This window comes from Candidatus Accumulibacter similis (assembly GCA_013347225.1).
Classification (GTDB): domain Bacteria; phylum Pseudomonadota; class Gammaproteobacteria; order Burkholderiales; family Rhodocyclaceae; genus Accumulibacter; species Accumulibacter similis.
The window spans coordinates 650,004-675,617 of the sequence record CP054595.1 but is presented as its reverse complement, the minus strand read 5'-3'; the positions used below and the strand labels follow the sequence as shown (position 1 = coordinate 675,617).

The 25,614-nt window shown below is 65.1% G+C and carries 24 protein-coding genes and 1 pseudogene; 21 read left to right on the top strand and 4 right to left on the bottom strand.

The annotated features are described in order from the left end of the window. Positions 1–4 precede the first annotated feature (4 nt). From HT579_02970 to HT579_02955, 4 genes are all read left to right on the top strand, one after another. Positions 5–1,159, top strand: a complete 1,155-nt coding sequence (locus HT579_02970) for an ABC transporter substrate-binding protein (protein QKS28004.1) — start codon at positions 5–7, stop codon at positions 1,157–1,159. A 155-nt stretch (positions 1,160–1,314) separates the two neighbouring features. After that, positions 1,315–2,349: a branched-chain amino acid ABC transporter permease gene (locus HT579_02965; GenBank protein ID QKS28003.1), complete on the top strand. Its 1,035-nt coding sequence runs from the start codon at positions 1,315–1,317 to the stop codon at positions 2,347–2,349. Further along, positions 2,346–4,118 carry a branched-chain amino acid ABC transporter ATP-binding protein/permease gene (locus HT579_02960; GenBank protein QKS28002.1) on the top strand — a complete coding sequence of 591 codons (1,773 nt, stop codon included), beginning with the start codon at positions 2,346–2,348 and terminating at the stop codon, positions 4,116–4,118. Before HT579_02965 ends, HT579_02960 begins: the two co-directional genes overlap by 4 nt. Then, on the top strand, positions 4,115–4,873 hold the full coding sequence (locus HT579_02955; protein QKS28001.1) for an ABC transporter ATP-binding protein: 759 nt from the start codon (positions 4,115–4,117) through the stop codon (positions 4,871–4,873). The genes HT579_02960 and HT579_02955 overlap by 4 nt, the downstream gene beginning before the upstream one ends. Before the next feature lie 57 nt (positions 4,874–4,930). Here the strand turns inward: HT579_02955 and HT579_02950 are convergent, their stop codons facing one another. Next, positions 4,931–5,398 carry a hypothetical protein gene (locus tag HT579_02950; protein QKS28000.1) on the bottom strand — a complete coding sequence of 156 codons (468 nt, stop codon included), beginning with the start codon at positions 5,396–5,398 and terminating at the stop codon, positions 4,931–4,933. A gap of 128 nt (positions 5,399–5,526) precedes the next feature. Here HT579_02950 and HT579_02945 point away from each other — a divergent pair, with 128 nt between their 5' ends. Next, a complete protein-coding gene (locus tag HT579_02945; protein QKS27999.1) occupies positions 5,527–6,429 on the top strand; it encodes a LysR family transcriptional regulator in 903 nt (300 codons plus the stop codon). 23 nt (positions 6,430–6,452) lie between these two features. Here the strand turns inward: HT579_02945 and HT579_02940 are convergent, their stop codons facing one another. Continuing rightward, positions 6,453–8,174, bottom strand: coding sequence for a response regulator (locus HT579_02940; GenBank protein QKS27998.1), 1,722 nt, complete (start codon positions 8,172–8,174; stop codon positions 6,453–6,455). 206 nt (positions 8,175–8,380) lie between these two features. On the opposite strand from HT579_02940, the gene HT579_02935 reads away from it, so the two are divergent. From HT579_02935 to queE, 15 genes are all read left to right on the top strand, one after another. After that, positions 8,381–9,160 (top strand): IclR family transcriptional regulator, encoded by a 780-nt coding sequence (locus HT579_02935; protein ID QKS27997.1) that lies wholly within the window; start codon positions 8,381–8,383, stop codon positions 9,158–9,160. 249 nt (positions 9,161–9,409) lie between these two features. After that, positions 9,410–10,273, top strand: a complete 864-nt coding sequence (locus tag HT579_02930) for a DMT family transporter (protein ID QKS27996.1) — start codon at positions 9,410–9,412, stop codon at positions 10,271–10,273. Further along, positions 10,270–10,836 (top strand): crossover junction endodeoxyribonuclease RuvC, encoded by a 567-nt coding sequence (ruvC, locus tag HT579_02925; GenBank protein QKS27995.1) that lies wholly within the window; start codon positions 10,270–10,272, stop codon positions 10,834–10,836. The genes HT579_02930 and ruvC overlap by 4 nt, the downstream gene beginning before the upstream one ends. A gap of 13 nt (positions 10,837–10,849) precedes the next feature. After that, complete coding sequence (gene ruvA / locus HT579_02920) at positions 10,850–11,425, top strand: Holliday junction branch migration protein RuvA (protein QKS27994.1); 576 nt, start codon at positions 10,850–10,852, stop codon at positions 11,423–11,425. A gap of 7 nt (positions 11,426–11,432) precedes the next feature. Beyond that, on the top strand, positions 11,433–12,512 hold the full coding sequence (locus HT579_02915) for an AI-2E family transporter (GenBank protein ID QKS27993.1): 1,080 nt from the start codon (positions 11,433–11,435) through the stop codon (positions 12,510–12,512). Further along, positions 12,509–13,576 (top strand): Holliday junction branch migration DNA helicase RuvB, encoded by a 1,068-nt coding sequence (ruvB, locus tag HT579_02910; protein QKS27992.1) that lies wholly within the window; start codon positions 12,509–12,511, stop codon positions 13,574–13,576. The genes HT579_02915 and ruvB overlap by 4 nt, the downstream gene beginning before the upstream one ends. A 69-nt stretch (positions 13,577–13,645) precedes the next feature. Then, the gene (gene ybgC / locus HT579_02905; protein ID QKS27991.1) at positions 13,646–14,089 is read left to right on the top strand and encodes a tol-pal system-associated acyl-CoA thioesterase; all 444 of its coding nucleotides are present in this window, start codon (positions 13,646–13,648) and stop codon (positions 14,087–14,089) included. After that, on the top strand, positions 14,086–14,763 hold the full coding sequence (gene tolQ / locus HT579_02900; GenBank protein ID QKS27990.1) for a protein TolQ: 678 nt from the start codon (positions 14,086–14,088) through the stop codon (positions 14,761–14,763). The genes ybgC and tolQ overlap by 4 nt, the downstream gene beginning before the upstream one ends. A gap of 4 nt (positions 14,764–14,767) precedes the next feature. Next, complete coding sequence (tolR, locus tag HT579_02895; GenBank protein ID QKS27989.1) at positions 14,768–15,175, top strand: protein TolR; 408 nt, start codon at positions 14,768–14,770, stop codon at positions 15,173–15,175. An 11-nt stretch (positions 15,176–15,186) separates the two neighbouring features. Beyond that, positions 15,187–16,209 carry a cell envelope integrity protein TolA gene (gene tolA / locus HT579_02890; protein QKS27988.1) on the top strand — a complete coding sequence of 341 codons (1,023 nt, stop codon included), beginning with the start codon at positions 15,187–15,189 and terminating at the stop codon, positions 16,207–16,209. 44 nt (positions 16,210–16,253) lie between these two features. Beyond that, on the top strand, positions 16,254–17,189 hold the full coding sequence (locus HT579_02885) for a hypothetical protein (protein QKS27987.1): 936 nt from the start codon (positions 16,254–16,256) through the stop codon (positions 17,187–17,189). 95 nt (positions 17,190–17,284) lie between these two features. Then, positions 17,285–18,577 carry a Tol-Pal system protein TolB gene (gene tolB / locus HT579_02880; protein ID QKS27986.1) on the top strand — a complete coding sequence of 431 codons (1,293 nt, stop codon included), beginning with the start codon at positions 17,285–17,287 and terminating at the stop codon, positions 18,575–18,577. A 42-nt stretch (positions 18,578–18,619) separates the two neighbouring features. After that, positions 18,620–19,147: a peptidoglycan-associated lipoprotein Pal gene (gene pal / locus HT579_02875; protein QKS27985.1), complete on the top strand. Its 528-nt coding sequence runs from the start codon at positions 18,620–18,622 to the stop codon at positions 19,145–19,147. 40 nt (positions 19,148–19,187) lie between these two features. Beyond that, positions 19,188–19,952, top strand: a complete 765-nt coding sequence (gene ybgF, locus HT579_02870; protein QKS27984.1) for a tol-pal system protein YbgF — start codon at positions 19,188–19,190, stop codon at positions 19,950–19,952. A gap of 4 nt (positions 19,953–19,956) precedes the next feature. Beyond that, on the top strand, positions 19,957–20,616 hold the full coding sequence (queE, locus tag HT579_02865; protein QKS27983.1) for a 7-carboxy-7-deazaguanine synthase QueE: 660 nt from the start codon (positions 19,957–19,959) through the stop codon (positions 20,614–20,616). Positions 20,617–20,712: 96 nt separating this feature from the next. Here queE and HT579_02860 read toward each other — a convergent pair whose 3' ends face one another. Next, entirely contained in the window at positions 20,713–21,612 is a 900-nt protein-coding gene (locus HT579_02860; protein QKS27982.1) for a hypothetical protein, read from the bottom strand. Positions 21,613–22,190: 578 nt separating this feature from the next. Continuing rightward, positions 22,191–22,943, bottom strand: coding sequence for a PEP-CTERM sorting domain-containing protein (locus HT579_02855; protein QKS27981.1), 753 nt, complete (start codon positions 22,941–22,943; stop codon positions 22,191–22,193). Positions 22,944–23,592: 649 nt separating this feature from the next. On the opposite strand from HT579_02855, the pseudogene HT579_02850 reads away from it, so the two are divergent. Then, positions 23,593–25,474: pseudogene (locus HT579_02850) on the top strand (polysaccharide biosynthesis protein). The last annotated feature ends 140 nt before the right edge of the window (positions 25,475–25,614 follow it).

Sequence of the window (25,614 nt, the reverse complement as noted above, 5' to 3'; positions counted from 1 at the left end):
AACCATGAGAATCAAGCTGCTGCAGGCCAGTCTGCTGGCGTTCCTGGGAATCGTTTGCGCTGCCGGCACACGGGCCGAAATCAACGTCGGCGTGACGCTGTCGGCGACCGGGCCTGCTGCTTCGCTCGGGATTCCGGAAAAGAATACCGTCGCACTGCTGCCGACGACCATCGCCGGCCAGAAGCTCAACTACATCGTTCTCGATGACGCTTCCGACACCACGACGGCGGTAAAGAATACGCGCAAGCTGCTCGCCGAAAACAGGGTTGATCTGGTGATCGGTTCCACGACCACCCCCAACTCGCTGGCGATGATCGACGTCGTTGCCGAGGGTGAAACGCCGATGATCTCGATGGCGGCCGGGGCGCGGATCATCGATCCGATGGACGGCAAGCGCGCCTGGGTCTTCAAGACACCGCAGAATGACGCCCAGATGGCCACTGCGATCGTCCAGCACATGCTCGACAACAAGGTCAGGACGGTCGCCTACATCGGCTTCGCCGACGCCTACGGCGAGGGCTGGTGGAACGAGTTCTCGAAGATTGCCGAGGCGCGCAAGATCCAGATCGTCGGCAACGAGCGTTTCAATCGCGCCGATACGTCGGTGACGGGGCAGGTACTGAAGATCCTTGCCGCCAGGCCGGATGCGGTCCTGGTGGGTGGCGCCGGGACACCGGCGGCCCTGCCGCAGAAGTCGCTCAAGGAAAAGGGCTACAAGGGTCTGATGTATCAGACGCACGGGGTCGCCAATGCAGACTTTCTGCGCGTCTGCGGCAAGGACTGCGAAGGCACCTTCCTGCCTGCCGGACCCGTTCTGGTGGCAGCCCAGCTGCCCGACAGCAACCCGATCAAGAAGGTGGCGCTCGACTATGTGACGAAGTACGAGGCCATGCACGGCAAGGGAACGGCCTCGACTTTCGGCGCGCATGCGTGGGATGCCAGCCTGCTGCTGGCCAATGCCGTGCCGGAAGCACTGAAGAAGGCGCAGCCGGGAACCCCCGGGTTTCGCCAGGCGCTGCGTCACGCGCTGGAGAAGACGACGAATCTCACGGGCGCGCACGGAGTGTTCAACATGAGCCCGCAGGACCATCTCGGTTTCGATCAGCGGGCACGGGTGATGGTCCGGATCGACAACGGTACCTGGAAGCTGGTGCAATAGCGCTGGCGATCACCGCGAGTTGCTCCACGGCAGTTGCTGGCGCTTCTCGGGTGTGCGACCGCCAGTCGGCGCGCACCCGGCGTGATGCCTTGCCGCCTGCGTGCGTGTAGCGCACGGCTGTCGTCAGCGGCAGACGCCGTGACTGGATGGTGTTGATGGATTTGCAGATTGCATTGCTGCTGGGCCAGGATGGCGTCACCAACGGCGCCATATACGCCCTGCTGGCGCTGGCGCTGGTTCTCGTTTTCGCGGTGACGCGGGTGATCTTCATCCCGCAGGGCGAGTTCGTCGCCTTCGGCGCACTGACGCTGGCCAGCCTGCAGGCGGGAAGACTGCCGGGAACGGTGTGGCTGCTGCTCGCGATGGGGACCGCGATTGCCCTCGTCGAAGGCGCGACGGCAGTCCGTGCGCACCGCTTCCGCCGCTTGCCGCTGATCCTGCTGCTCAATTGTGGCGCGCCGCTGCTCCTGGCCGCCAGCCTGGTGGCGGTCTCGCCGGCTGGGCTACCGTTGCTGGTGCAGGTGCTGCTGACCTTGATGCTGGTGGTCCCGCTCGCACCGATGCTGTACCGCCTGGCTTACCAGCCGATCGCCGAGGCATCGGTGCTGGCATTGCTGATCGTTTCGGTTGCGGTGCATGTAACCCTGACCGGCCTGGGGCTCGTGTTCTTCGGCGCCGAGGGCTCGCGGACCCCGCCCTTCACCGATGTCAGTTTCGAAGTCGGCGATGCCGTGCTGCATGGCCAGACGGTTCTCGTCATCGTTGCCAGCATCCTGCTGATCGCCGCGCTCTATTTCTTCTTTGAACGGACGCTGTACGGCAAGGCCCTGCGGGCGACGGCGATGAACCGGACGGGTGCCCGCCTGATGGGCATCTCGGGGGATCTCGCGGGACTGCTTTCGTTCACCCTCGCCGGAGCCATCGGCGCCTTCTCCGGCGTGCTGATTTCTCCGATCACCACGATCTACTACGATTCGGGTTTCCTGATCGGCCTCAAGGGCTTCGTCGGCGCGATCATCGGCGGGCTTGCGAGTTACCCGTTGGCGGCGGCGGGCGCGGTCCTGGTCGGCTTCCTCGAAGCATACTCATCATTCTGGGCGAGCGCGTTCAAGGAGGTGATCGTCTTCACGCTGATCATCCCCGTGCTGCTCTGGCGGTCACTCAAGACGCGCCATGTGGAGGAGGCATGAAACGCAGCCTGCACTCGACGATCCTCCTCCTCATTTTCGTCCTCGCCCTGCTGGCGGCACCTGCCCTGTTGCCCGAGTTCCATGTCACGCTGCTGAACTACATCGGCCTTTACGCCATCGTCACCCTCGGGCTGGTGATGCTGACCGGCGTCGGCGGCCTCACGTCCTTCGGACAGGCGGCCTTTGCCGGCCTCGGCGCCTATACATCCGCCTACCTGACGACGGCGCACGGTGTTTCGCCCTGGCTGACGCTGCCTGCCGGCCTGCTGGTGACGGCGATCGTCGCCCTGTCTCTGGGACTCGTGACCCTGCGACTGTCCGGCCACTTCCTGCCCCTGGGCACCATCGCCTGGGGCATCAGCCTGTACTACCTGTTCGGCAACCTGGAGGCGCTCGGCGGTCACACCGGCATTTCCGGCGTGCCGCCGCTGCACATTCTCGACGTCGAACTCAGGTCCGGCCGCGACTTCTTCTACCTGATCTGGGCCATCCTGCTCGGGCTGATCCTGGCCACGCGCAACCTGCTCGACTCACGCGAGGGCAGGGCAATACGTGCACTCAAGGGCGGCTCGGTGATGGCCGAGGCCATGGGCGTCAACACACCCCGTTCAAAGATCGTCGTCTTCGCTGTCGCCGCCCTCTATGCCTCCATCTCGGGATGGCTGTATGCCCACCTGCAGCGCTTCGTGAACCCCACCCCTTTTTCTCTCACGCAGGGGATCGAGTACCTGTTCATGGCCGTCGTTGGCGGCGTCTCGCACGTCTGGGGAGCGATTCTCGGCGCCGGTCTGATCACCGTCCTCAAGCAATGGCTGCAGGACTGGCTGCCCCGCCTGCTGGGCGAAAGCGGCAACTTCGAGATGATCGTTTTCGGTCTGCTGATGATCGTCGTCCTGCACCGGGCGCGCGACGGTGTGTGGCCGATGCTGCAACGCTTCTGGCCGCAGGAGGTGCGGCGCGCGCGCGCTGAAGGCGTGCCGCACCTGGCGAAACGGCCGCTTCCCGAGCCTGGCTCCGTACTCCTCGAGGTCACCGATGCGAGCAAGTGCTTTGGCGGCCTGGTGGCCAATGACCGCGTGAGTTTCCGGGTTCGCGCCGGTGAGATCATGGCCCTTATCGGTCCCAACGGCGCCGGCAAGAGCACGATGTTCAACGGCATCTCCGGCGTCGACCCGCTGAGCTCGGGTCGCGTCAGCTTTCGTGGCCAGCGTGTCGAGTCGCTGCCGGCACGCCGGATTGCCCGCCTGGGAATGAGCCGCACCTTTCAGCATGTGCGTCTGCTGCCCGCGATGAGCGTCATCGAGAATGTCGCCATCGGGGCCCATCTGCGTGGGCGCAAGGGTTTCGTTGCCGCAGCCTGCCGTACCGACCGCGACGAGGATGCGCGTCTGCTGCACGAGGCGGCAATGCAGATCGAGCGCTGTGGTCTGCGCGACCAGATGTACGAGCCTGCCGGAAACCTGCCTCTCGGCCGGCAGCGGCTGGTCGAGATTGCCCGGGCGCTGGCTGCCGACCCTTGTCTGTTGCTTCTCGACGAACCGGCGGCCGGTCTGCGCTACACCGAGAAACAGGCTCTTGCTGAATTGCTGCGACGACTGCGCGCGGAAGGGATGGGCATCCTGCTGGTCGAGCACGACATGGAATTCGTCATGGGTCTGGCCGACCGGGTGGTGGTCATGGAGTTCGGCCGCAAGCTGGCAGCAGGCTTGCCGGAAGAGATCCAGCGCAACCCGGCGGTGGTCGAAGCCTACCTCGGGGGGGTCGAATGAGTGTACCTCCGGCGACCGAAGAACGCAGCGTCGTGCTCGAGGTGCGCGACCTGTCCGTCCGCTATGGCAAGGTCGAAGCGTTGCACGGCCTGTCGCTGCGGGTGCATCGGGGCGAGATCGTGACCGTCATCGGCCCCAACGGCGCCGGCAAGACCACACTGCTGTCGGCGCTGATCGGTCTGCTGCCGCTACGTGGTGATCTGGTCTACCTTGGCGAAGTGCAGAGTGCCGGGCGCAGTGTCGAACAACTGGTGCGGCAGGGAATGACCCTGGTGCCGGAAAAGCGCGAACTGTTCGCGGAAATGAGCGTCGCTGACAACCTCCTGCTGGGGGCGTTCGATCGCTACCGTGCCGGCCATCGCGATGAACTGGAAACGATCGACCACGTCTTCGATATCTTCCCGCGACTGATGGAACGGCGCGAACAGGTGGCAGGCACCCTCTCGGGCGGCGAGCGGCAGATGCTCGCGATGGGCCGCGCGCTGATGGCCAAACCGCGGCTGCTGTTGCTCGACGAACCAAGCCTCGGCCTGGCACCGATCGTCACCAGGGAGATCTTTCGCACCATCGCCCATCTCAAGAGCATCGGGGTCGCCATGCTGCTGGTCGAGCAGAACGCCCGCGCCGCGTTGCAGGTGGCTGATTACGCATATGTTCTGGAAACCGGCACGATCTCCCTGGAAGGGCCCAGCGGATCACTGGCCAGCGATCCGCGGGTCATCGAGAGCTATCTCGGGCTGGGCGGCAGGCATTGAGCGCTCGCTGCCGCTCGGCAGACTCGTCGCGCACATGGCCGACGGTTCGTCACGACTTCAGGACAGCCAGGTCTGATCGATCTGCAACCGCGGTGACGACTGCTGCGCGGGACGCACCTGCGTTCGGGCCACGCGCTGCAGTTCCAGACCCCAGAGACTCATCGCTTCGGAGATGACGATTGCCTCGGCGCCGGTAAGACAGCCGTCGGCGTTGGTGATATCGACGATCGCGCCCAGAGCCTGCTGCTGCAGGTCCGGCGAACGGATGTCGTCGAGCAGTTGGTCGACCAGATCACGGTCGAGCTCGATCTGGCCGACGTTCGGCGCGCGCGCGCACTGCAGCAGGTCGTTGCAGAACTCGTGGATCACCCGATCGAGGGTGTCCGGGGAGATGCACAGCCGGTCACAGATTCCATGCCTGGCAAGCGACTCGATCTCCCGGTTGTCAAGCGCACCATCGGCGAGCAGGGCGAGGGCAACGACTCGTGACATGGCTTCAGCGCTGTCGGTGGTGTAATGACGCATTTGCTTCTCCTTGATTGGCAGGTTCGACGTCCATCCGCAGCAAGGCCGCGGACAGGGCAACTATGGGTTCTGGGATCCATAAAGTCCAATAAGATATAATTGGCAAGGTCATTTGTCTTGACTTATACATGTCGCGACGCCGGATCACTTTTCGCCAACTCGAGAGCTTTGTCGCCGTCGCACGCCAGCGGAGCTTTTCGAAGGCCGCCGAAGAACTCCATCTGACGCAGCCGGCGGTATCACTGCAGGTGAGACAGATCGCCGAGACCCTCGGTCTGCCGCTGTTCGAGCAGGTGGGTCGCACGCTCGTACTGACCGAGGCCGGCGAGGAAACGCTGCAGATGGCGCGCGCGCTGGATGACCTCTGGACGAACTTCGAGGCAACCATTGCCGATCTGAAGGGCCTCAAGCGTGGCCGCCTGCGAGTCGCACTGGTGACGACCGCAAAGTACTTCCTGCCGCGGCTGGTGGGTGACTTCTGTCGTCGCCATCCGGACGTGCATGTCGCGCTCGAGGTCGCCGATCGCGAGCACATCGTCGCCCGCATGCGGGCCGATCAGGATGACCTCTATGTCCTTCTCTATCCGCCGGAAGACCTGCAGGTGGAAAGCCATCCCCTGATCGACAACGAACTCGTGGTCATCGCGCCGCTCGGGCATTGGGCGGTGCAGCGACGCGTCGATCTGGCCGAACTTCGTGGGGAGCGCTTCATCCTCCGCGAAACGGGCTCGGGTTCGCGACGGACAATCGACAACCACCTGGCAAAGACCGGAATCCAGCTGGACATCAAACTGACCGTCAGCAGCAACGAGGCCATTCGCGAGCTGGTAGCCAGTGGCGCCGGGCTGGCGGTCCTTTCGCGACAGGCGTTGAGCGCGGATCCGGGGCAACAGGAAGTGTGCATCCTGGACGTCGGCGGATTTCCGTTGCGCCAGCCATGGCTGATCATGCACCGGCGTTCGAAGCTCCTGTCGTTGCCGGCGCGCGCCTTTCTCGACGAACTGCTGCGACGACCGCAAGCGCCTTGCTGACGGTCGGCGGCAGTGTACTTCGCCTACCGCACTGGTCGCCCTCCGGCAGCGGAAGCACCGGCTGTGGGCACCAGCGCTACGCCGTACTTGCGCGCCACACGCTGGTAAAGTTCGCGTGCCGAAATCACCCGCACGTTGCGCATGTCCTTCGCTTGCGCCAGTTGCAGGTAACGCAGGCCACGCCGCGCAAGATCGGCGTCCCAGCCCTTCTGGTCGAGAAGGGTGAATATCGCCTTCGTCGCGTTGACCAGGAACTGCAGATTGGGTACCCGTTCCGCAGCCTCGATCAGCAATTTCACCGAACCTTCGACGTCGCCATTGCGCGCGGCCAGAACGCCGCGATTGTTCAGTTCGACGATCGCCTTGCCGACTTCAGCCAGCAGCGCCTGCCCGTCCCCTTCCTTGCCCGCCTTGGTGTAGATGCTCTGCACCTTGGCGATCATGCTGCGGTCTTCATGATTTTCGGCAGCCACTTGGCGGAAGATCTCCCGCGCCTCCTCGTCCTTGCCGGTGGCAAGGCATGCCTGTGCCAAGTCGAGAGTCAGCGCCTGCGACAGCAGCGAGCCTTTGCCAGCCTCCTGCAGCGACTTGCCCAATTGGAGGGCCTGCTCAACGATCTCGCGGGCCTTGACCGCGTTGCCTTCCTGGCTGGCGCAGAGAGTCTCCATGACCAGTGCCGCCAGTTCGCCCTGCTTGCTGCCCCGCCAATCGCGCCGCAGTTGTGCGGTGATCTTGTGCGCACCGTCGGTCTGGCCCCTGTCGAGCAGAACCCGCGAGAGGTTCGTATAGTCGTCGACATTGCTCAGGGTAGAACCACGCCGACGATCCAGCACCTTGCCGTAGGCTTTCTCCGCCGTCTGCAAGTCATTGTTGCGCACCGCCAGGTCACCCACCAGCCGCTGTCGCGCCGCGTTGTTCGGCGACTTCGCTGCAGCCTGCAGCAACACCGACTGGGCTTCCGCCAGCTTGCCCATTTCTTCGCGGACCTCGGCGAGGAAATCATAGGCGGCGGTGAACTCCGGGAAATCCTCGACCAGCGAATGTCCCAGACTCTCGGCCTCGGCAAACTGCTGCTGATTGCGACAGGCGACGGCCAGGCCCATTCTCGCCCAAGGCAGCACGCGTTGCGCAAGCACCTGCTGGTATACCGCCTGCGCTTCGGCAGAACGTCCGAGCACGTTCAGAATCTCTCCCTTGCAACGCAGCAGGTCCATGAGGTAACCGCTGTCCTGTCCCAGGAGACGATCACAGGCCAACAGGGCCTGCGCGTAGGCCCCGTTGTCCAGATGATCGAAAACGGCGGCAAGAAACTGTTTCTTGTCGACGGCGCGCAGCAACCGTCCGCGTAGGTCGTCAGCCGTAAAAGGCTTGATCAGGTAATCGTCAGGAGCGAGTTCAGCCACCGAAACGACGTTGTGGTAGGTGCGCTCGCTGGTGACGATGATGAAGACGGTGGCCAGACGCACCAGGTGCTGTTGCCGCAACTCGTCCAGCAGCTGTTGACCGTCACGTCCGTCTTCGAGCTGGTAGTCGGAGAGAATGATGTCGAAACTGTTGGCCCTGACCTGCCGCAGGACCTCCGCTGAGGTGCCCGCGGCATGCACGGTCGTGACGCCGATCGTCGACAGCATCGTCCGCAGCGTGTTGCGCGCATTCGGGTAACGATCGATCAGCAGCGCGCGTTTGCGCACCAGATCCTTGCCCAGCTTGTGCAGGAGGTCAGCGGTGGTATCCGATGGGTTCATGACCGCACCTTACCCGACAGTCAGAAGCGTATCAAGCGTTCCCTGGACTCGTCGCTGAAGGCCATTGGCTGCGCCCTGCCAGTGGATGGGGAACACCGCCGACGAGCCGCGCGGCTGCCGCCAGTGGTAAGATATTGCGTTGCACAAGGAGCGGTGCACCGACGGTGGCGCGCCCGCTCCAGGATCGACGCTTTGACAGGAAGGCAATGGCCGAACAGCAGGCAGACAAGGGTTCAATCCAGGTCATCGAGCGGATGATGTCGCTGCTCGAAGTACTGGCGAGCCTGCCGGAACCAGCGAGCCTGAAGGCACTGGCGCAGACCACCGGCCTCCATCCCTCGACGGCGCATCGCATCCTGGCAGCAATGACCGGTTCGGCCCTCGTCGAGCGACACGAGAGTGGCACCTACACGCTCGGAATCCGGTTCCTCGAGCTAGGCAACATCGTCAAGTCGCGCATCAGCATCCGACAGGTGGCGCTGCCCTACATGCAGCAACTGCACGAGTCGATCGGCGAGGCTGTCAATCTCGGTGTCCGGCACGAGGACGAGATCATCTATGTCGAGAGGACATCGAGCGGTCGCTCGTTGTTGCGCGTGGTCTATCTCGTCGGCGGACGGGCGCCACTGCACCTGACTTCGGTCGGCAAACTGTTCCTCGCTGCCGACAGTCCGGCCGATGTGCGCGCGTATGCCCGGCGCACCGGCCTGCCCGGAAAGACGCCGCATTCACTGACCCGCCTTGATGCTCTGGAAAAGGAACTCGACTGGATACGCCGGCACGGCTTCGCCTCGGACGATGAGGAGGCGGAGATCGGCCTGCGCTGCATCGCGGCTCCGATCCGCAACGACGAGGGGCAGCTTGCCGCAGGGCTTTCGGTCTCGGCACCGAGCGAGCGCCATGATCCGGACTGGGTGGGGCCGATCAAGGCCACCGCGAGCAGGATCGAACAGGCCCTCGGCTATCGCCAACCGCTGCCGACGTGAGTTCCCCCTCCGGGCTGGGCAGCGGCGACAACCGTCTACCGCCAGCCAGAGCACACCGGCACGCGGGATGCTGACGAACTGCCTCGAGCCTGCCATGGCAGGGGATCGTTGCCATCAACCGCTGCTGCGCCACGGCGAATCGCCGCGCGTGCCCGGCAGCCGCCGCGCAGATGCTCTCACCGGACTGCGTCGCCACCCCGCGGTGGCGATGCTTGCTACACTCCTGCCGAGTTGCCACCAGGCCATGCCATGCGCCCCCCATCCTCGATGCTGCCATTCCTTTTCGTCTTCCTCTGGAGCACCGGTTTCATCGGCGCCAAGTTCGGCCTGCCCTACGCCGAACCGTTGACCTTCCTCCTCGTCCGCTATCTGCTCGTGCTCGCGCTGATGACCGCGCTCGCTCTGGCGACGGGCGCGCCGTGGCCAAGCGACGGACGCCAGGTTCTGCACATCGGCGTGTCCGGCCTCCTGGTACACGCGCTCTACCTCGGCGGCGTGTTCATGGCGATCAAGCACGGTCTGCCGGCTGGTGTCACGGCACTGGTCGTTGGCATGCAGCCGCTGTTGACGGCGGCCGGCGCCGGCTTTCTGCTCGGCGAACGGGTGTCGCCGCGGCAGTGGCTGGGGCTGGTTCTAGGTCTGGCCGGGGTGGCTCTGGTCGTCGCGAACAAACTCGGCGACCGGCCGCTGACCGGCATGCTGTTGCCAGCCATCACGGCGTTGCTCGGGATCACTCTCGGCACCCTGTACCAGAAACGTTTCTGCCCCCACTTCGACCTGCGCAGCGGATCGGTCATCCAGTTTCTGCCAACCGCCATCTGTACGGCGCTCGTCGCCTGGTCGACCGAAAGCATGCACATCGAGTGGACGACGGAGTTTGTTTTCGCCCTGCTCTGGCTGGTGCTGGTGCTTTCGTTTGGTGCCATCAGCCTGCTCAATCTGCTGATTCGCAGCGGCAGCGCCGTAAACGTCGCCAGTCTGTTCTACCTGACGCCGCCAAGTACGGCCCTGATCGCCTGGCTGGTTTTCGGCGAAACCCTTGGCGGCCTGGCTGTCGGCGGCATGGTGCTGGCCGTCGCCGGGGTCCATCTGGCACGCGTGCCGGCGCGATGAGGGGCGCTGCGTCACCAGCGCTGCGGATCCTGGGCGTTGACCCCGGTTTGCGCGTCACCGGCTTCGGTGTCATCGAGAAGGTCGGCAACCGGCTGCGCTACCTTGCCAGCGGCTGCATCCGGACGACGGTCGGAGATTCGCTGCCGGCCCGCCTGGGAACGATTCACGCCGGACTGTGCGAACTGGTGGCGACGCATCGACCGGATGAGGCGGCAACCGAGATCGTCTTCGTCAATGTCAACCCGCAATCCACCCTGCTGCTCGGGCAGGCGCGCGGTGCAGCGATCACCGCACTCGTCGCAAGCGGGCTGGATGTCGCCGAGTACACCGCGTTGCAGGTAAAGCAGGCGGTGGTCGGCAACGGTCACGCGGACAAGGTACAGGTGCAACACATGGTGCGCCACCTGTTATCCTTGCCGGCAAACCCTGGTGCCGATGCTGCCGATGCATTGGCGTGTGCGATCGCGCACGCACACGGCGGACACGGACTGGGAAGCCTGGGGACCGATGGCCTGCAGGTACGCGGCGGCCGCCTGATCCTCAGGAAGGCCGTCGGCAAATGAGGGGGAACACGCGATGATCGGCCGGCTGACCGGCGTCTTGCTGGAAAAGAATCCGCCGCAGGTGCTGCTCGACGTGCAGGGCGTCGGCTACGAACTCGACGTGCCGATGAGCACGTTCTACAACCTTCCGGCGAACGGCGACAGCCTGAGCCTGCTGACCCACTTCGTCGTGCGCGAGGACGGGCACTTTCTTTACGGTTTTGCCAGCGAAGGCGAGCGCTTTGCGTTTCGCCAGTTGCTCAAGATCTCGGGCGTCGGAGCGCGCCTCGCGCTGTCGGTGCTCTCGGGCCTCTCGGTGGGCGAACTCGCGGCGGTGGTGGCGCAGCAACAGGTCGACCGCCTCACGAAGATCCCCGGCATCGGCACCAAGACCGCCGAGCGTCTCCTGCTCGAACTGAAAGGGAAGCTCGCCGACGCGCTGCCAGGCAACACTGCCACTGTGGTCGACGCGCACAACGACATCCTCAATGCGCTGCTGGCGCTGGGCTACAATGAGCGCGAAGCGGCGACGGCGCTGAGGCAGTTGCCGCCCGGCATCACGACCTCGGATGGCATCCGGCAGGCGCTGAAGATGCTGTCGAGGGTCTGAATCGACGATGAATCCGAGCCACAAGCAACTTCTGCAGATCGCCCTCGTCGCCCTGCTGCTGACAGGCTGCATCGCCGTCCTGCTGCCCTTCACCGGCACCCTGCTTTTCGCCATCGTCATCTGCGTCGTCACGCGGCCGGTTCGCAACCGCTTGCTGACCCTCTGTCGCGGACGCAGCAACCTGGCGGCGCTGCTCGTCTCCATCCTGCTCCTGTTGCTCCTCGTCGCACCGGTAGCGCTGCTCTCCGGTTCGATTGCCGACGGCATCGAGCTCGCCATCCGCTATCTCAAGCCGCTGCTGGAAGATGGTCTGCCGGCGGAGCCGCCCGGCTGGCTCGCCAGGCTGCCCCTGGTCGGGCGCGATGCCGCCGACTACTGGCAGAAGCTCGTCGCCAGCCGTGAGGAAATGAACAACCTCCTGCACCAGTTCGTCGAGCCAACCCGCAACCTTGCCCTGGCGACCGCGGCCCTGCTGGCGCAGGGCCTGCTGCAACTGCTGCTGGTCATCTTCTTCGTCTTCTTTATCTTTCGCGATGCGCACCTCTACGCCGACGCGCTGCATGTCGGCAGCCGGACGCTCGCCGGCGACCTCGGCGAACGCATGCTGGCCCTGGTCGAGGGGACCGTCACCGGCGTCATGGTCGGCATAGTCGGCACCGCCGCGGCGCAGTCCGTGGTGGCGATGATCGGTTTCCTAATCGCCGGCGTTCCCGGCGTGCTCATCCTGACGGTCGCCATGTTCTTCCTGTCGATGGTGCCGGTGATCGGCGGCACCCTGATCTGGATGGGTGCCGCCATCTGGCTCTACAGTGAGGGGCAGACTGGCTGGGCAGTGTTCATGGTATTGTGGGGAATGTTCGGGATCAGCGGTGTCGACAACTTCATCAAACCCATCCTCATATCGCGCAGCTCGAGCCTGCCGTTGCTGCTGATCGTCGTCGGTGTCTTTGGTGGCGTGCTGGTCTTTGGCTTCATTGGACTGTTCCTCGGTCCGACCCTGCTGGCGCTTGGCCAGGTCCTGATTCGTGAATGGCTGGCGCACGCCGATGCGCGCTCGGGCGCGGCGGATGAGGGATTGCCGCCATGATCGAGACCGACGACTTCCCAGCGGCGCCGCTGTCCCGGGTGGTGTCGGCAGCCTCGACCTCGCCCCAGGAAGACGCCATCGAGCGGGCGCTGCGACCGAGACGCCTCGCCGACTACGTCGGCCAGGCGAAGATTCGCGAACAGCTGACGATCTTCATCGAAGCCGCGAGGAAGCGCAGCGACACGCTCGATCACGTCCTCCTCTTCGGCCCGCCGGGCCTCGGCAAAACGACGCTGGCACACATCATCGCCGCCGAGATGGGTGTCAACCTGCGCTCGACCTCCGGCCCGGTGCTTGAACGTGCCGGTGACTTGGCGGCCATCCTGACCAACCTCGAACCGCGCGACGTACTCTTCATCGACGAGATTCACCGCCTGTCGCCGGTTGTCGAGGAGATCCTCTATCCGGCACTGGAAGACTTCCAGATCGACATCATGATCGGCGAGGGCCCGGCGGCGCGCTCCGTCAAGCTCGACCTGCCGCCATTCACGCTGGTCGGCGCGACCACCCGCGCCGGCATGCTGACCAACCCGCTGCGCGACCGTTTCGGCATCGTCGCCAGGCTGGAGTTCTATACCCCCGACGAACTGAAGCTGATCGTCACCCGCTCGTCGCAACTGCTGAAGGTACCCGCCGACCCGGCCGGCGCGCTGGAAATCGCCCGGCGCTCACGCGGCACGCCACGGATCGCCAACCGTTTGTTGCGGCGGGTACGCGACTTCGCCGAGGTCCGGGCGGCGGGACACATCACGCACACGGTGGCGGACGCGGCGCTGCTGATGCTCGAAGTGGACCACGGCGGCCTCGACGTCATGGACCGCAAGCTGTTGTCAGCGGTCATCGACAAGTTCGCCGGCGGCCCGGTGGGGGTCGACAACCTGGCGGCGGCAATCGGCGAAGCGCGTGACACGATCGAGGATGTACTCGAACCCTTCCTGATCCAGCAGGGCTTCCTGCAACGGACGCCGCGCGGCCGCGTCGCCACGCCGGCAGTCTACCGACATCTCGGCCTGACGAGTCCTGGCGGGCAGCAACCCCAGGGCGAACTCTGGCAGGCACCCTGAGCGGGCCCGCATGCGGTCACAATCACTTACATTTGCCCACAGGGTGCTGCCTTAGAATCCGTGCCGGCCATGAACCACGAGCAGAAACCAACAACATTCGCCTGTCGCGTACGCATCTACTACGAAGATACCGATGCCGGCGGGGTCGTCTACTACGCGAGTTATCTCAAATTCCTGGAGCGCTGCCGAACCGAATGGCTGCGCTCGATCGGCTACCGCCAGACCGATCTGCTGCGTGATCCCGGCATCGCCTTCGTCGTCCGCGAGCTTACGATCGAGTATCTCAAGCCGGCACGACTGGACGACGAGCTGATCGTCGGCCTCGAAGTGGAACGTATCAGCCGCGCCCAGATCTTCTTTCGGCAGCACATCGGGTGCGCCAGAGAAGGCAGCGACGAGTCACGGCAGGAGTTGATCCGTGCCGCCGTGCACATCGTCTGCGTCAATGCGGCGCAGATGAAGGCCGTGTCGATCCCCGCAATCCTGCGCAACAAACTGGAAGCACTCCAATGAATGTCTCGCAAGACCTGTCGATCCTGCACCTGATCCTCAACGCCAGTGCCGTCGTGCAGGCCGTGATGCTGCTGCTCGCTGGCGTCTCGTTCATGTCCTGGTACTACATCTTCCGCAAATGGTTCACGGTCAAGGCGGCGCGGGCACAGACGGAGCAGTTCGAGCGCGATTTCTGGAGCGGCGGCGATCTCAACAGTCTCTACCAGAGCGCGATCAACGATCGCCACAGCACCGGCAGCATGGAGCGCATCTTCGAATCCGGTTTTCGTGAGTTCACCAAGTTGCGCAGCCAGAAGAACCTTGATCCGAAGGATGTGATCGACGGTTCGCGACGGGCGATGCGCGCCACCTACCAGCGCGAGATGGACAGCATCGACTCGCACCTCGCCTTTCTCGCCTCGGTCGGCTCGGTCAGTCCGTATGTCGGGCTGTTCGGTACCGTCTGGGGAATCATGCACTCCTTCCGCGGACTGTCGAACGTCGGCCAGGCGACGCTGGCGGCGGTCGCGCCGGGAATTGCCGAAGCGCTGGTGGCGACGGCCATCGGCCTGTTCGCCGCGATTCCGGCGGTCGTCGCCTACAACCGCTTTGCGCACGAGATCGACCGCCTGTCGTCGCGCTTCGAGTCGTTCATGGAGGAGTTCTCGAATATCCTGCAGCGGCAGATGAGGTAGAGCCATGCGTGCGCGTCGCCTGAAGAACGAGATCAACGTCGTCCCCTACATCGACGTCATGCTGGTGCTGCTGGTCATCTTCATGGTGACCGCGCCGATGATCACCACGGGCAGCATCGATGTGCCGTCGGTCGGCAAGGCTGCGCAGCCACCGGCCGAAGCGCTGCAGGTGATCGTCCGGGCCGACCGAACGCTGGCCTTGATGACTCCGGGAAGGAGTGAACCGCGTCCGCTGAGCCGCAGCGAAATGGTGCAGGAGATTGCCAGCGCGCAGCGCCGAAACCCCGAACAGGCGGTCCTCATCGCCGGCGACAAGAAGGTCAGGTACGAGGCCGTCCTTGAAGTGATGGACGATCTGCAGCGACAGCAGGTCAAGCGCATCGGCCTCCTCGTGCAGCCCTCCGACAAGTGAGTCGCTGAGCGGTGGAAGCGGTCCAGACCTTGCCGCCAACGCCGCCGGATGAGCCGGCGAAATGGCCATCGCTCGCCCTTTCAGCGACCGTGCACCTGTTGCTCCTCGGCGCGCTGTTTCTTGGCGTGCAGTGGAAGAGCAAACCGCCGGTGGCGGTCGAGATCGAGGTCTGGCGTGCCGCACCGGCGCCGCCGGTCGCCGCTCAGCCCGAACCGAAAACGGAACCCAGGCCCGCGGCGCCGAAGGTGGAACCCAGACCCGAACCCAGGCCGGAACCAAAACCGGAGCCCAAGACGGTAGCCAAACCGGAACCCAAACCGCAGGTGAGGCCTGAGCCAGCGCCGCAGCCGATCACCAAGCCCGAACCGAAAGCCGAGGCAAAGCCGCAAGTCAAGCCGGACATCGCAACGAAGAAGGAGGAGAAGAAGCCACCCAGGGAGCCGGTCAAGGAAGCGCCGCGGAAGGACGAAGCGAAGACCAAGGAAGTACCGCGCAAGGAGGAGCCGAAGACCCGCGAGCCGGCGCGCAAGGAGGAAGCGAAACCGAAGGAGCCGCCACGAAAGGAAGAGACAAAGCCGAAGGAGGAGCCAAGACCGAAGGAACCCGAACGCCGCCCGAGCTTCGATGAGGAACTGAAGCGGGAACAGAGGCAGCTGCAGCAGCAGAAGGCAGCGCAGGAACAACGGGCGCGGGCCGACGCCGAGGCGCGGCAACTCAGGCAGTTGCAGGCGGAGCAGGCGGCAGCCGAAACCAAGCGCGGACAGGCGGAGTACATCGAGAAGATCCGCGGCAAGATACGCGGCAACATCACGCTGCCACCCGGAATCCAGGGCAACCCACAGGCCGAGTTCGAGGTGACCCAGTTGCCGAGCGGTGAAGTGCTCGAGGTCAAGTTGCGCCGTTCGAGCGGCAATCCGGCCCTCGACGCCGCCGTCGAGAGGGCGATCCACAAGTCGTCGCCGCTGCCGAAACCTGCCAAGCCCGAATTGTTCGAGCGTGTTCTGAAGATCCCGTACAAGCCGCGCGACGACTGAAGAGGGGGCCGTGTCGGGCGTGCACCGGGCAGCCAGGAGCCGAAGTGACTAGTCATCAGCTGGACCTCTTTCTCGATTCACGCGAGGTGACGTTGGCCAACGATGTCGTTGCTGCCTTTCGGACGGGCGACTGCGGGCGCGTGCAGGACTCGCTCGCAGCCCTGCGCGCCGAGGCTCCGGCGCGGGCCGACCTGGCGGCTTTCGGCGTCCTGCTGGCCTTCCTCGAGAGGGATCGGGAGAGCGATTGCGCAAGCCTCGACAGCGACCGCCTCGAGCAGCTGGTCGGCGTGTTCGATACCGATGTGGCTCCTGCCTCCCGGGCTCTCGGCGGCGAGGCGCAGGGATTCCTCAACCGGACCTGCCGAAAGCTGGCAGCCGCCGCTGCCCGCCAGCCGTTCGACCGCGCGCGACCGCAGACCCACGCCGCCGCGTTGTACCTGCGGGCACAAGCTCATGCCGAAGCCGAGGCCGCGGCTGCGGCTGCGGCGAGCAGCTTCGCCGACGGCTGGCGTGACCCCGTGATCCTGCGCTGGCGCGCACTGGCCCGTTACCGCGTCGGTGGCCTGCAGGCAGCCCGCTGGCAGATCCTGTCGCTTGCCTGGTTCGCCGCCGACTCCTTCCCGGAGCTGCTGCGGGAACTCGCTGCGCCGCAGCTCGAGAGCGACTGGCGCCGCTTTCAAGCGGAGACCGAGATGCCGGACGCGACCTGGTTTCCGGCCTGGTGTCTGCTCACTCAACCCGAGCTGGCCGCTGCGCTCGCCGGCGAGATCTCGCCGCCGCTCAGGCAGGCTGCCGCGGGCATTCGGGGCTTGCTGGCCTTCGTTGTGCTGACGGGAATTCTCGCCATCGAGCCAGGCGGCTACAGCAAGGCGCTGATCGAGGAAAGAGCCAGGCTGCAGGCCATCGACGCCGGCTTCTTTGCCGCCTACATGCGCTCGCGGGCCGTCGGGCATCGCCAGCACGGCGAGCGCCGGCCCTGAAGCCGCTTGCCGGATCGGCTGCAGGATAACGTATCGTTACAAATCAGAAGCATCCATAGACGATATAATCGCGCCTTCTGTGATGGACATGCGCCATGTCTCGTTCTGCAATCAAGCTGCGTCTTCTGTACCTGCTGGCTCTCGCTGCCTTCGCGCTCCTGCTGACACCGGCGCACGGCCAACTGACAGTCGAGATCACCGGCGCCGGCGCCAACCGGATCCCGGTGGCGATCGCCGAATTTGGTGGCGACGCGGCTTCGTCGCGCATCGTCACTTCGGTCATTCGCGCCGATCTGGAACGAAGCGGTTTGTTCAGGATGGTCGACAGCAGCGGCGTCGCCATGACCGAGGCATCGAGTCCGGTCTTCGGCGACTGGAAGAGCCGCGGCGCCGATGCCCTGGCTGCCGGCAGCATCGGCGCGAGCGACAACGGCCGCCAGGAAGCACGCTTTCGCCTCTACGACGTCAACAAGCAGACGGCGCTCGGTGGCTCGGCCTTCGTGACATCGAAGACGATGTTGCGGGCAGCCGGGCATCGCATCGCCGACATCATCTACGAAAAACTGACCGGCGAGCCGGGCGTCTTCTCCACCCGCGTCGCCTACGTCGTCCGCGCCGGCGCGGCGCGCTACGAGCTGCACATCGCCGATGCCGATGGCCAGAATGCGCAGGTGGCGCTGATCTCACGCGAGCCGATCATCTCGCCTTCATGGTCGCCCGACGGCGGCCGTCTGGCGTACGTCTCCTTCGAGAACAAGAAGCCGGTGGTCTACGTTCACTCACTGGCTTCGGGCAAGCGGGTCGTCGTCGCGAACTTCAAGGGCTCGAATTCGGCGCCCGCCTGGTCCCCTGACGGTCGCCGGCTGGCGGTGGTTCTGAGCAAGGACGGCGGCTCGCAGATCTTCCTCGTCAATGCCGACGGCTCCGGCGCACAGCGACTGACGACCGACACGGCGATCAATACCGAGCCGAACTTCTCGCCCGACGGCCAGAATCTATATTTCACTTCCGATCGCGGGGGCAGCCCGCAAATCTACCGTATGAACATCGGCGGCGGCGACGTCCAGCGAGTCAGCTTCGAGGGCACCTATAACGTCAGCCCGCGCATTTCGCCCGATGGCAAGTCGATGGCTTTCATCAGCCGGCGCGATGGAGGCTTCCGGTTGTCGGTGATGGATCTGGCGAGTCGCCAGGTGCAGGTGCTCACCGACTCGAACAAGGATGAATCGCCGACTTTCTCGCCGAATGGCCGGATGGTCCTGATCGCCACCGAGATGGGTGGCCGCGGGGTGCTCTCGGCGGTTTCCCTTGATGGTCGCATCAAGCAGCGCCTGTCCATTTCCGCGGGCGACGTTCGCGAACCGGCATGGGGCCCTTTCAACCGCTGACAACGCACTCCGATGTCGAAAATAGCGCAGGAGAAACAATTCATGAAACGACTCGTCATCCCGGCCGCCCTGGCCCTTCTGATCGCCGCCTGCAGCTCGACGCCGGAGGGAGGCGATCAGTCTGGCGCGCCGGTCGAATCGCGCGCCGGCGGACCCTCGGTCGCCACCGTGACCACGGGGGGCGTCGATGGCGGCAGGTTGCCGGCGGTCCTCACCGATCCGAAAAGCATTCTCTCCAAACGCAGCGTCTATTTCGATTACGACAGCTATGAAGTGAAGGCGGAGTACAAGGATCTGGTGACCGCGCATGCCAAGTTCCTGACCGAGAACCGGCAGTTCAGGATGCTGATCCAGGGAAACACCGACGAGCGCGGCAGTCGCGAATACAACCTGGCCCTCGGCCAGAAGCGCGCCGACGCGATCAAGAAGATGATGGCCCTGCTCGGCGCCCGCGAAGACCAGCTCGAGGCGGTGAGCCTCGGCGAAGAGAAGCCGAAGAATGAAGGCCACGGAGAGGCCGCCTGGGCCGAGAACCGTCGTGGTGACATGCTGTACAGCGGCGAGTTCTAGAGTGTCGGCAGAGTTGCGACGTTCCCCTGCCGGGTGGGGAATGGCCGGTCTCCTGACGCGCATTGGCTTGTGCGCCGCCGTGCTCGCTGCCCAGCCGGCGCAGGCGGGCCTCTTCGACGATGACGAGGCGCGGCGACAGATCAAGGATCTGGCGATCAAGACCAACGAGCGCCTCGATACGGTCGCCAAGGGTCAGATCGAACTGGCCAATCAGATCCAGGCCCTGCGCGACGAGAATTCCCGCCTGCGTGGCCAGGTCGAGACATTGACTTACGAACTCGATGCGGCCCGCAAGCGGCAACAGGATTTCTACGTCGATCTCGACGGACGTCTGCGCAAGCTCGAACCGCTGTCCGCGGCAGGCAGCGATCCGAAACCGGCAGCGGACGACGGCAAGGCACCGGTCGACACGCCGAAAAAGACGGCCAGCGACCCGGCGACCGAAGCGCGTGAGTATGAGGCGGCGTTGAACCTCTTTCGCGCCAACAAGCTGAAGGAGGCGGCAACGGCCTTCGAGGCCTTTGCACGCGCGCACCCCGAGAGCAGCCTGACCCCCAACGCCTACTACTGGCTGGGCAATGCCCAGTACTCACAGCGCGACTGCAAGAAGGCGATCGACGCCCACCGCGTCGTCGCCAGCAAGTGGCCAGCCAATTCCCGGGCACCAGAAGCCTTGCTCAACATCGCCACGTGCCAGCAGGAGTTGGCGGACGCCAAGGGGGCGAAAGCGACGCTCGAGGCAATCGTGGCGAAGTATCCGGACAGCGCCGCCGCCACCACCGCCAAGCAGCGCCTGAAGAAGTAGGCAGGTGACGTCCTCGGCCGGACGGACTGCGTTGAAGGTCAGCGAGATCTTCCTCTCGCTGCAGGGCGAAAGCTCGCGCGTCGGCCTGCCAACCGTCTTCGTCCGCCTGACAGGATGCCCGCTGCGCTGCACCTGGTGTGACACGGCGTACGCCTTCCAGGGAGGGAGGAGCATGGCGCTGCCGGAAGTGCTGGCCGTGGTCGCGAGCTACGGCGTCAGCCGCGTCTGCGTCACGGGCGGCGAACCGTTGGCGCAGAGCGGCTGCCTGAGCCTGTTGCGCGAACTCGGCGACGCGGGTCATTCGGTCTCGCTCGAAACATCGGGTGCGCTCGATATCGCTGGCGTCGACCGGCGCGTGTCACGCATCGTCGACCTCAAGGCTCCCGGTTCGGGCGAATGTGCGCGCAACCGATGGCAGAATCTGGAGCACCTGACGCCAGCCGACGAAGTCAAGTTCGTCGTGCGTGACCGCGTCGATTATGATTGGGCTTGTCGCCAGATTTCCGAGCGCCGGCTTGCAGCGATCTGCCCGTTGCTTCTGTCTCCCGTGGCCGGAGACTTGGCGCCCACAACGCTCGCGGGGTGGATCGTCGAGGATCGCCTGCCGGTCCGATTCCAGCTGCAGCTGCACAAAGTGCTGTGGGGTGACGCGCGCAGCCGTTGAGCGACGATGAATCCCTGGTGGCCGGACAGCAGCTCCCAAGAGCAGGAAAGGCCGCCGGGTGTCAGGCTCGTCGGCATGAGCACGGGCGCGCTCCGTTCAGCGAGGCGCCAGCGCGTTCGCTGCCGCACTCGCCCCGCTGGCATGTGCGTCCGCACCGCGCAGCCATTGCTGCCAGGACTCATCCGGCGTGAATGCCAGGACCCGGCCGTCGTGCCGGTCAGCCACCAGCATGTCGCCGATGGAGAAGAGGGCGGTATCGGCAGTGGCGACGGCCACTGCGCAGGGTCGGTGCAGACCCGCACAACGTACCATTCCAATGGTTCGTCCGGCGCTGGAAACGAGGCGCAACGCGCCCGCCTGCAGGCCCGCGGTGCCACCGGATTCCGCGACGACAAAGCCCTGCGGGACGGCATCGAAATGGGCGAAAAGCCGCAGCCGCGCGATTTCGATGATCTCGGACGTACTGGCACTGCCATCGGGCTTGACCGGCACGCGGCCGAGTACGGCCGAACTGACGCCGTTTCCCGTGTAACAGAGCCCCTGCTCGAGCAGCTTCAGGCCATTTGGTTTGCAACCCGGTGGGCGGTGCCAAAGCGTGCAACGGTGGCTGTCGGCCGCGACGTCGGTCGCGATGCGGTAGATGGCGGAAGCGAGACCGGGAGCGCTGTTGGCGACATAGAGGACGGAGGTACACGGATCGACGGCAATGCCGTTGGCCAGAAAGTTGGTCGCGAGTCCGCCAGACTGGGAATCTGGCGGCAACAACGCCAGTTGCTCGGTGAACGCGAGCGGTGTCCGCCGCAGGTCGCAGCGCAGGACCCATGAGTCGACGCGAAAGGTGAACGCCACCATGTAGAGCTGCAGCAGGCCCTTGGCTACCTGCTCGACGTCGTTGAGGTCGTTGAGTATCGTTCTTACGAGCGGATTGTGGTTCTCGCGGACATGCGCGCAGGCGAGGTACAGGTAATTGCCATCGGTCGCGATCCCATTCTTCATGCAGTTGGCGGGCACGCCGTCCACAGCGATCGGGATGAGCTCCGTCCGGCAACGCCCATCAGCGTCCGCGAGCAGTTCGAATACACCATCGCGCCCGCTGGCGAACAGTCGCTGGTCGGGCGTCAAGACAAGGCTGTCGATGCCCGCGATCGGGCCGCAAAGGGTTCTGAGGGAACCATCCACGGTCGCGGGCTGCGAAACGAGGGATGCGTAAAAGGGAATCATTGGGAACCTCGCAAGCCGAACGCTGCCACCCTGGGCAGCCAATCCGGAACAGCCGCGAGGGGATTGACAGCCATCAGCATCGCGTCGCTTCGGGCGAAAGCGCGCACCGGTCAGCCGATTGTGCCCGTGCGGCAAGGTCGCCGCCAATAGTTTCTGTTTATCTGACTGTGGGGTTTTGCCGGTTGCAAGGCTGCGGTGACCACGGGTCGGGAGCGCGAGTCATCCAGGGCGAACACCCCTCCTGCCCCCGCCGCAGTGTCGCGGCGACGTCGGTACGGCGGCCGGAACGACAACGGGCGCGCCGCCAGCGGCGCGCCCGCAGATTGGTGGCAAGGCGACCAGCGCCTTGCGGACTAGCCTGGAAGGCGCCGACGCAGCGCGAGACCCGCAAGACCGAAGCCGAGCAGGGCCAGCGAGCCCGGTTCGGGTACGTCGCTGGTGTTGACGCTGATCAACAGCCTGTCGAGGCCGAAGGACTCGTCGGCTCCGCCTTGCCAGCCGGCGCCGCTGGCAAAAAACCGGATGTCGACGGAGGCAGCCGTGTGCGGGATGTTCAGCAGCGCGTTGCTGCCGGTGAAGTCGTAGGCGGAATCGTTCCACGAACTGAACCCGAGGTTCGATCCAAAGCTCAACAGGTTCGCCGTCGACGCGCTCTGGTCGTTCAGGTCGAAGTTGTCGAAGGTGCGCGCGAAGACCGACACGCCGTCGACCGTGATGTTGAAGATGTCGGGCGGGTTGCTGCCGCCGCGGCTGGTATCGCCATCCCAGCTGTCGATGACCGCGAGCAGGAAGCTGATGTTCAGGCTGGTGTGCGCCGGCAGGCCATTCGCCGATGCGGCCACGGCTCCGGCGGGATTGCCCGTGGCGTCGTTGAAGATCATTCCCGGCCGGAAGCCGACTCCCTGATAACCTGCCGGGGTCGCCGCGGTCAGGTCGCTGTTGCCGCTGAACGGCACGCCGATGGAACAACCGGACAGGCACGGACTGAACCCGGCGGGGTTCGACGTCCAGCCGAGGACGTCGATGGTCGCGGCGCCGACGGGAGCGGCGGCGCACAGAGTGGCTGCCAGGATGGCAGCGGTGATCGTTGCTGGCTTGCCGTTCATGGCGTTCTCCTAGCCTGAGTTATCATGAGGATTCAAAAGCAAAAACGATGCCAAAGATCCAAGCCAATGCTTTAATGCTTTTTGTTTTGACTCCATGTGTGTCGCTGTAAGATTCTTCGACACTTCGGGGCGAACTCGTGCAGACGGGCTGAGCGACGATGAGCCAGTCGGCATCCGGCAATGTCCGTGATCCTGGCGGCAACAGGTGCCGCAGCAGGCGGCCTGTAGTACGATGTGCGACCGGCACAGTCGTGAGCAGCCGAAGGAGGGACTTGGCCAGGCATCCGACCGGGGTCGCGGCATCCTGCGGGTGCGTCGTGCCAATGGCGCCTGCCGCCGGTGCTCCTTTCCGTGTGGAGTCTCATGTTTGCTGCGCGGCCGCTGATCCATCGGCGACCGGCACCCGGGCAACCGGCTGTCGGCGCTTGTTGGCGTGCATTCCTGGCGCCGACGGCGAGCGCGTCGGATGCCGCTCGGCATGATCCGCTCCGTCATGCCCGCTCAGGGTTCGAGGATGATCCCGCGCCCCGGCTGCGCAGCCGAAATCCTGTCCCAGGGAAGGAGCGGTCTCGCTCGACGCGCCGGCCACCGATGGGCGCGTGCACAGTGACTCCTCCTTCCAGTTTCCTGTCGCGGGGGCGTGCAGGCGATGCCTAAGCTGTTGCCGGAACGCCTGTCGAACGCCCTGATCGACCTGCCGCGCCGCAACAAGCAGGCACTGATGCTTGCCGGTGATGCCGTGCTGCTGATCGCTTCGCTATGGGCAGCCTATGCCCTTCGCTTCGGTGAATGGTTCCAGCCGAATCGCTCGCAGCTGCTGCTGATGGCCATCGCGCCCGTCCTGGCGATGCCCGTCTTCCTGAAGATGGGCCTGTATCGCTCGGTGATCCGGTACCTTGGCGAGCAGGCTCTGTGGTCGGTGGTCAAGGCGATGTCGCTGGCAGCCCTGCTCTGGGCGGCGCTGGCATTCATGACGCAGATGACGGGCGGCCAGGGGGTGCCACGCGCGGTGCCGCTGCTTTACTGGCTCATCGGCACGGTTCTCGTCGCCGGCTCGCGCTTCTCGGCCCGCTGGCTGCTGTGGTTTCCGGTTCGCAGCCGCTTCGCCGGGCGCCAGGTGCTCATCTACGGTGCCGGCGAGGCCGGGCGGCAGCTTGCCGCTTCGCTGCGTCGCGGCCGGCAGCTCTTTCCGGCCGGCTTTCTCGACGACGATGGCACATTGCAGGGCAAGGACATCGCCGGCTTGCGCGTCTATGCGCCCGAACAGCTCGAATCGCTGATCAACCGCTTCGACATCCACGATGTCATCGTCACCCTGCCTTCGGCGTCGAATGCCCGCCGCCGTGAGGTCGTGTCCGAACTGGAGCGGCATCCGGTGCGGGTACGCATCCTGCCCTCGCTGACGGACATCGCCAGCGGCAGGCATCTGGTCAACATGGTGCGCGAAGTCGACATCGGTGACCTGCTCGGGCGCGACCCGGTGGCGGCCGATCCCGCCCTGCTCGGCCGCTGCGTGCGCGACAAGGTGGTCCTCGTCCGGTGCCGGCGGTTCGATCGGCTCTGAACTGTGTCGGCAGATTGCGGCTCTGGCACCGGCGCGCCTCGTCCTGCTCGAAGCCAGCGAACATGCTTTGTACCAGATTGACCGCCTGCTGCGGTCAATCGGCGAGCAGGAGGTGGTGCCCACCCTCGGCTCGGTTGGCGATGCCGACCTGGTGGCACGACTGCTCGCCACGCACCGGGTCGATACCATCTATCACGCTGCCGCCCACAAGCACGTGCCGCTGGTCGAGGCCAACGTCCTGGAAGGAGCGCGCAACAATGTCCTTGGCACGCTGACCGTTGCCCAGGCCGCGTTCGACGCGGCAGTCGCGACCTTCGTCCTCATCTCGACCGACAAGGCGGTGCGCCCGACGAACGTCATGGGTGCGAGCAAGCGCCTCGCCGAACTGCTGGTGCAGGACTTTGCCCGTCGCGCCAGTGCTGGCGGAACAGGCCAGCGCTTCTGTGCCGTGCGCTTCGGCAACGTTCTCGGGTCGAGCGGTTCGGTCATTCCGTTGTTCAAGGAGCAGATCGCCCAAGGCGGGCCGGTGACCGTCACCCATCCGGAGGTGACACGCTACTTCATGTCGATCCATGAGGCGGTCGAACTGGTGATCCAGGCTGGCAGCCTGGCAGGTGGTGGCGAGATCTTCCTCCTGGACATGGGCGAGCCGGTACGGATCGTCGATCTGGCCCGCAACATGATCCGCCTGGCGGGGCAATCGGTGCGCGATGAGGCCAATCCCGACGGCGACATCGAGATCGTCATGAGCGGCCTGCGCCCAGGCGAGAAGCTCTATGAAGAACTGCTGATCGGCAGCAGCAACGCCGAGGGAACCTCGCACCCGAAGATCATGAAGGCAACCGAACCCGGGCTCGAAGCCGAGGCTCTGGCCGAACGGATCGATGCCCTGCGGGCGGCGATGGCGATCGGCGACAAAGCAGCAGTGCGGACCATGCTGATGCGGGTCGCCGACGATCGTCGCTGAGTGCCAGCGGCAGCTGCGCCCGCCAGTCATCCGGGCGCTGGACGGCGGGGCCGCTCACCGGAGTGACCGAACCGCCCTGCTCGCCCGATGCTGAGCCGAGGCGGGTTTTTCATCGTTTTGGTTGACTTGCGTCAGCACTA

Bases quoted from the DNA above. Each gene is read 5' to 3' on its own strand.
- ruvC (QKS27995.1), top strand. From the start codon at position 10,270: ATGAGGGGCGCTGCGTCACCAGCGCTGCGGATCCTGGGCGTTGACCCC.
- HT579_02970 (QKS28004.1), top strand. From the start codon at position 5: ATGAGAATCAAGCTGCTGCAGGCCAGTCTGCTGGCGTTCCTGGGAATC.
- tolQ (QKS27990.1), top strand. From the start codon at position 14,086: ATGAATGTCTCGCAAGACCTGTCGATCCTGCACCTGATCCTCAACGCC.
- HT579_02940 (QKS27998.1), bottom strand. From the start codon at position 8,174: ATGAACCCATCGGATACCACCGCTGACCTCCTGCACAAGCTGGGCAAG.
- HT579_02960 (QKS28002.1), top strand. From the start codon at position 2,346: ATGAAACGCAGCCTGCACTCGACGATCCTCCTCCTCATTTTCGTCCTC.
- pal (QKS27985.1), top strand. From the start codon at position 18,620: ATGAAACGACTCGTCATCCCGGCCGCCCTGGCCCTTCTGATCGCCGCC.
- HT579_02915 (QKS27993.1), top strand. From the start codon at position 11,433: ATGAATCCGAGCCACAAGCAACTTCTGCAGATCGCCCTCGTCGCCCTG.
- ybgF (QKS27984.1), top strand. From the start codon at position 19,188: ATGGCCGGTCTCCTGACGCGCATTGGCTTGTGCGCCGCCGTGCTCGCT.
- HT579_02965 (QKS28003.1), top strand. From the start codon at position 1,315: ATGGATTTGCAGATTGCATTGCTGCTGGGCCAGGATGGCGTCACCAAC.
- HT579_02950 (QKS28000.1), bottom strand. From the start codon at position 5,398: ATGCGTCATTACACCACCGACAGCGCTGAAGCCATGTCACGAGTCGTT.
- HT579_02935 (QKS27997.1), top strand. From the start codon at position 8,381: ATGGCCGAACAGCAGGCAGACAAGGGTTCAATCCAGGTCATCGAGCGG.
- HT579_02860 (QKS27982.1), bottom strand. From the start codon at position 21,612: ATGAAGAATGGGATCGCGACCGATGGCAATTACCTGTACCTCGCCTGC.
- HT579_02955 (QKS28001.1), top strand. From the start codon at position 4,115: ATGAGTGTACCTCCGGCGACCGAAGAACGCAGCGTCGTGCTCGAGGTG.
- HT579_02945 (QKS27999.1), top strand. From the start codon at position 5,527: ATGTCGCGACGCCGGATCACTTTTCGCCAACTCGAGAGCTTTGTCGCC.
- ruvB (QKS27992.1), top strand. From the start codon at position 12,509: ATGATCGAGACCGACGACTTCCCAGCGGCGCCGCTGTCCCGGGTGGTG.
- ybgC (QKS27991.1), top strand. From the start codon at position 13,646: ATGAACCACGAGCAGAAACCAACAACATTCGCCTGTCGCGTACGCATC.
- tolR (QKS27989.1), top strand. From the start codon at position 14,768: ATGCGTGCGCGTCGCCTGAAGAACGAGATCAACGTCGTCCCCTACATC.
- ruvA (QKS27994.1), top strand. From the start codon at position 10,850: ATGATCGGCCGGCTGACCGGCGTCTTGCTGGAAAAGAATCCGCCGCAG.
- HT579_02855 (QKS27981.1), bottom strand. From the start codon at position 22,943: ATGAACGGCAAGCCAGCAACGATCACCGCTGCCATCCTGGCAGCCACT.
- tolB (QKS27986.1), top strand. From the start codon at position 17,285: ATGTCTCGTTCTGCAATCAAGCTGCGTCTTCTGTACCTGCTGGCTCTC.
- HT579_02930 (QKS27996.1), top strand. From the start codon at position 9,410: ATGCGCCCCCCATCCTCGATGCTGCCATTCCTTTTCGTCTTCCTCTGG.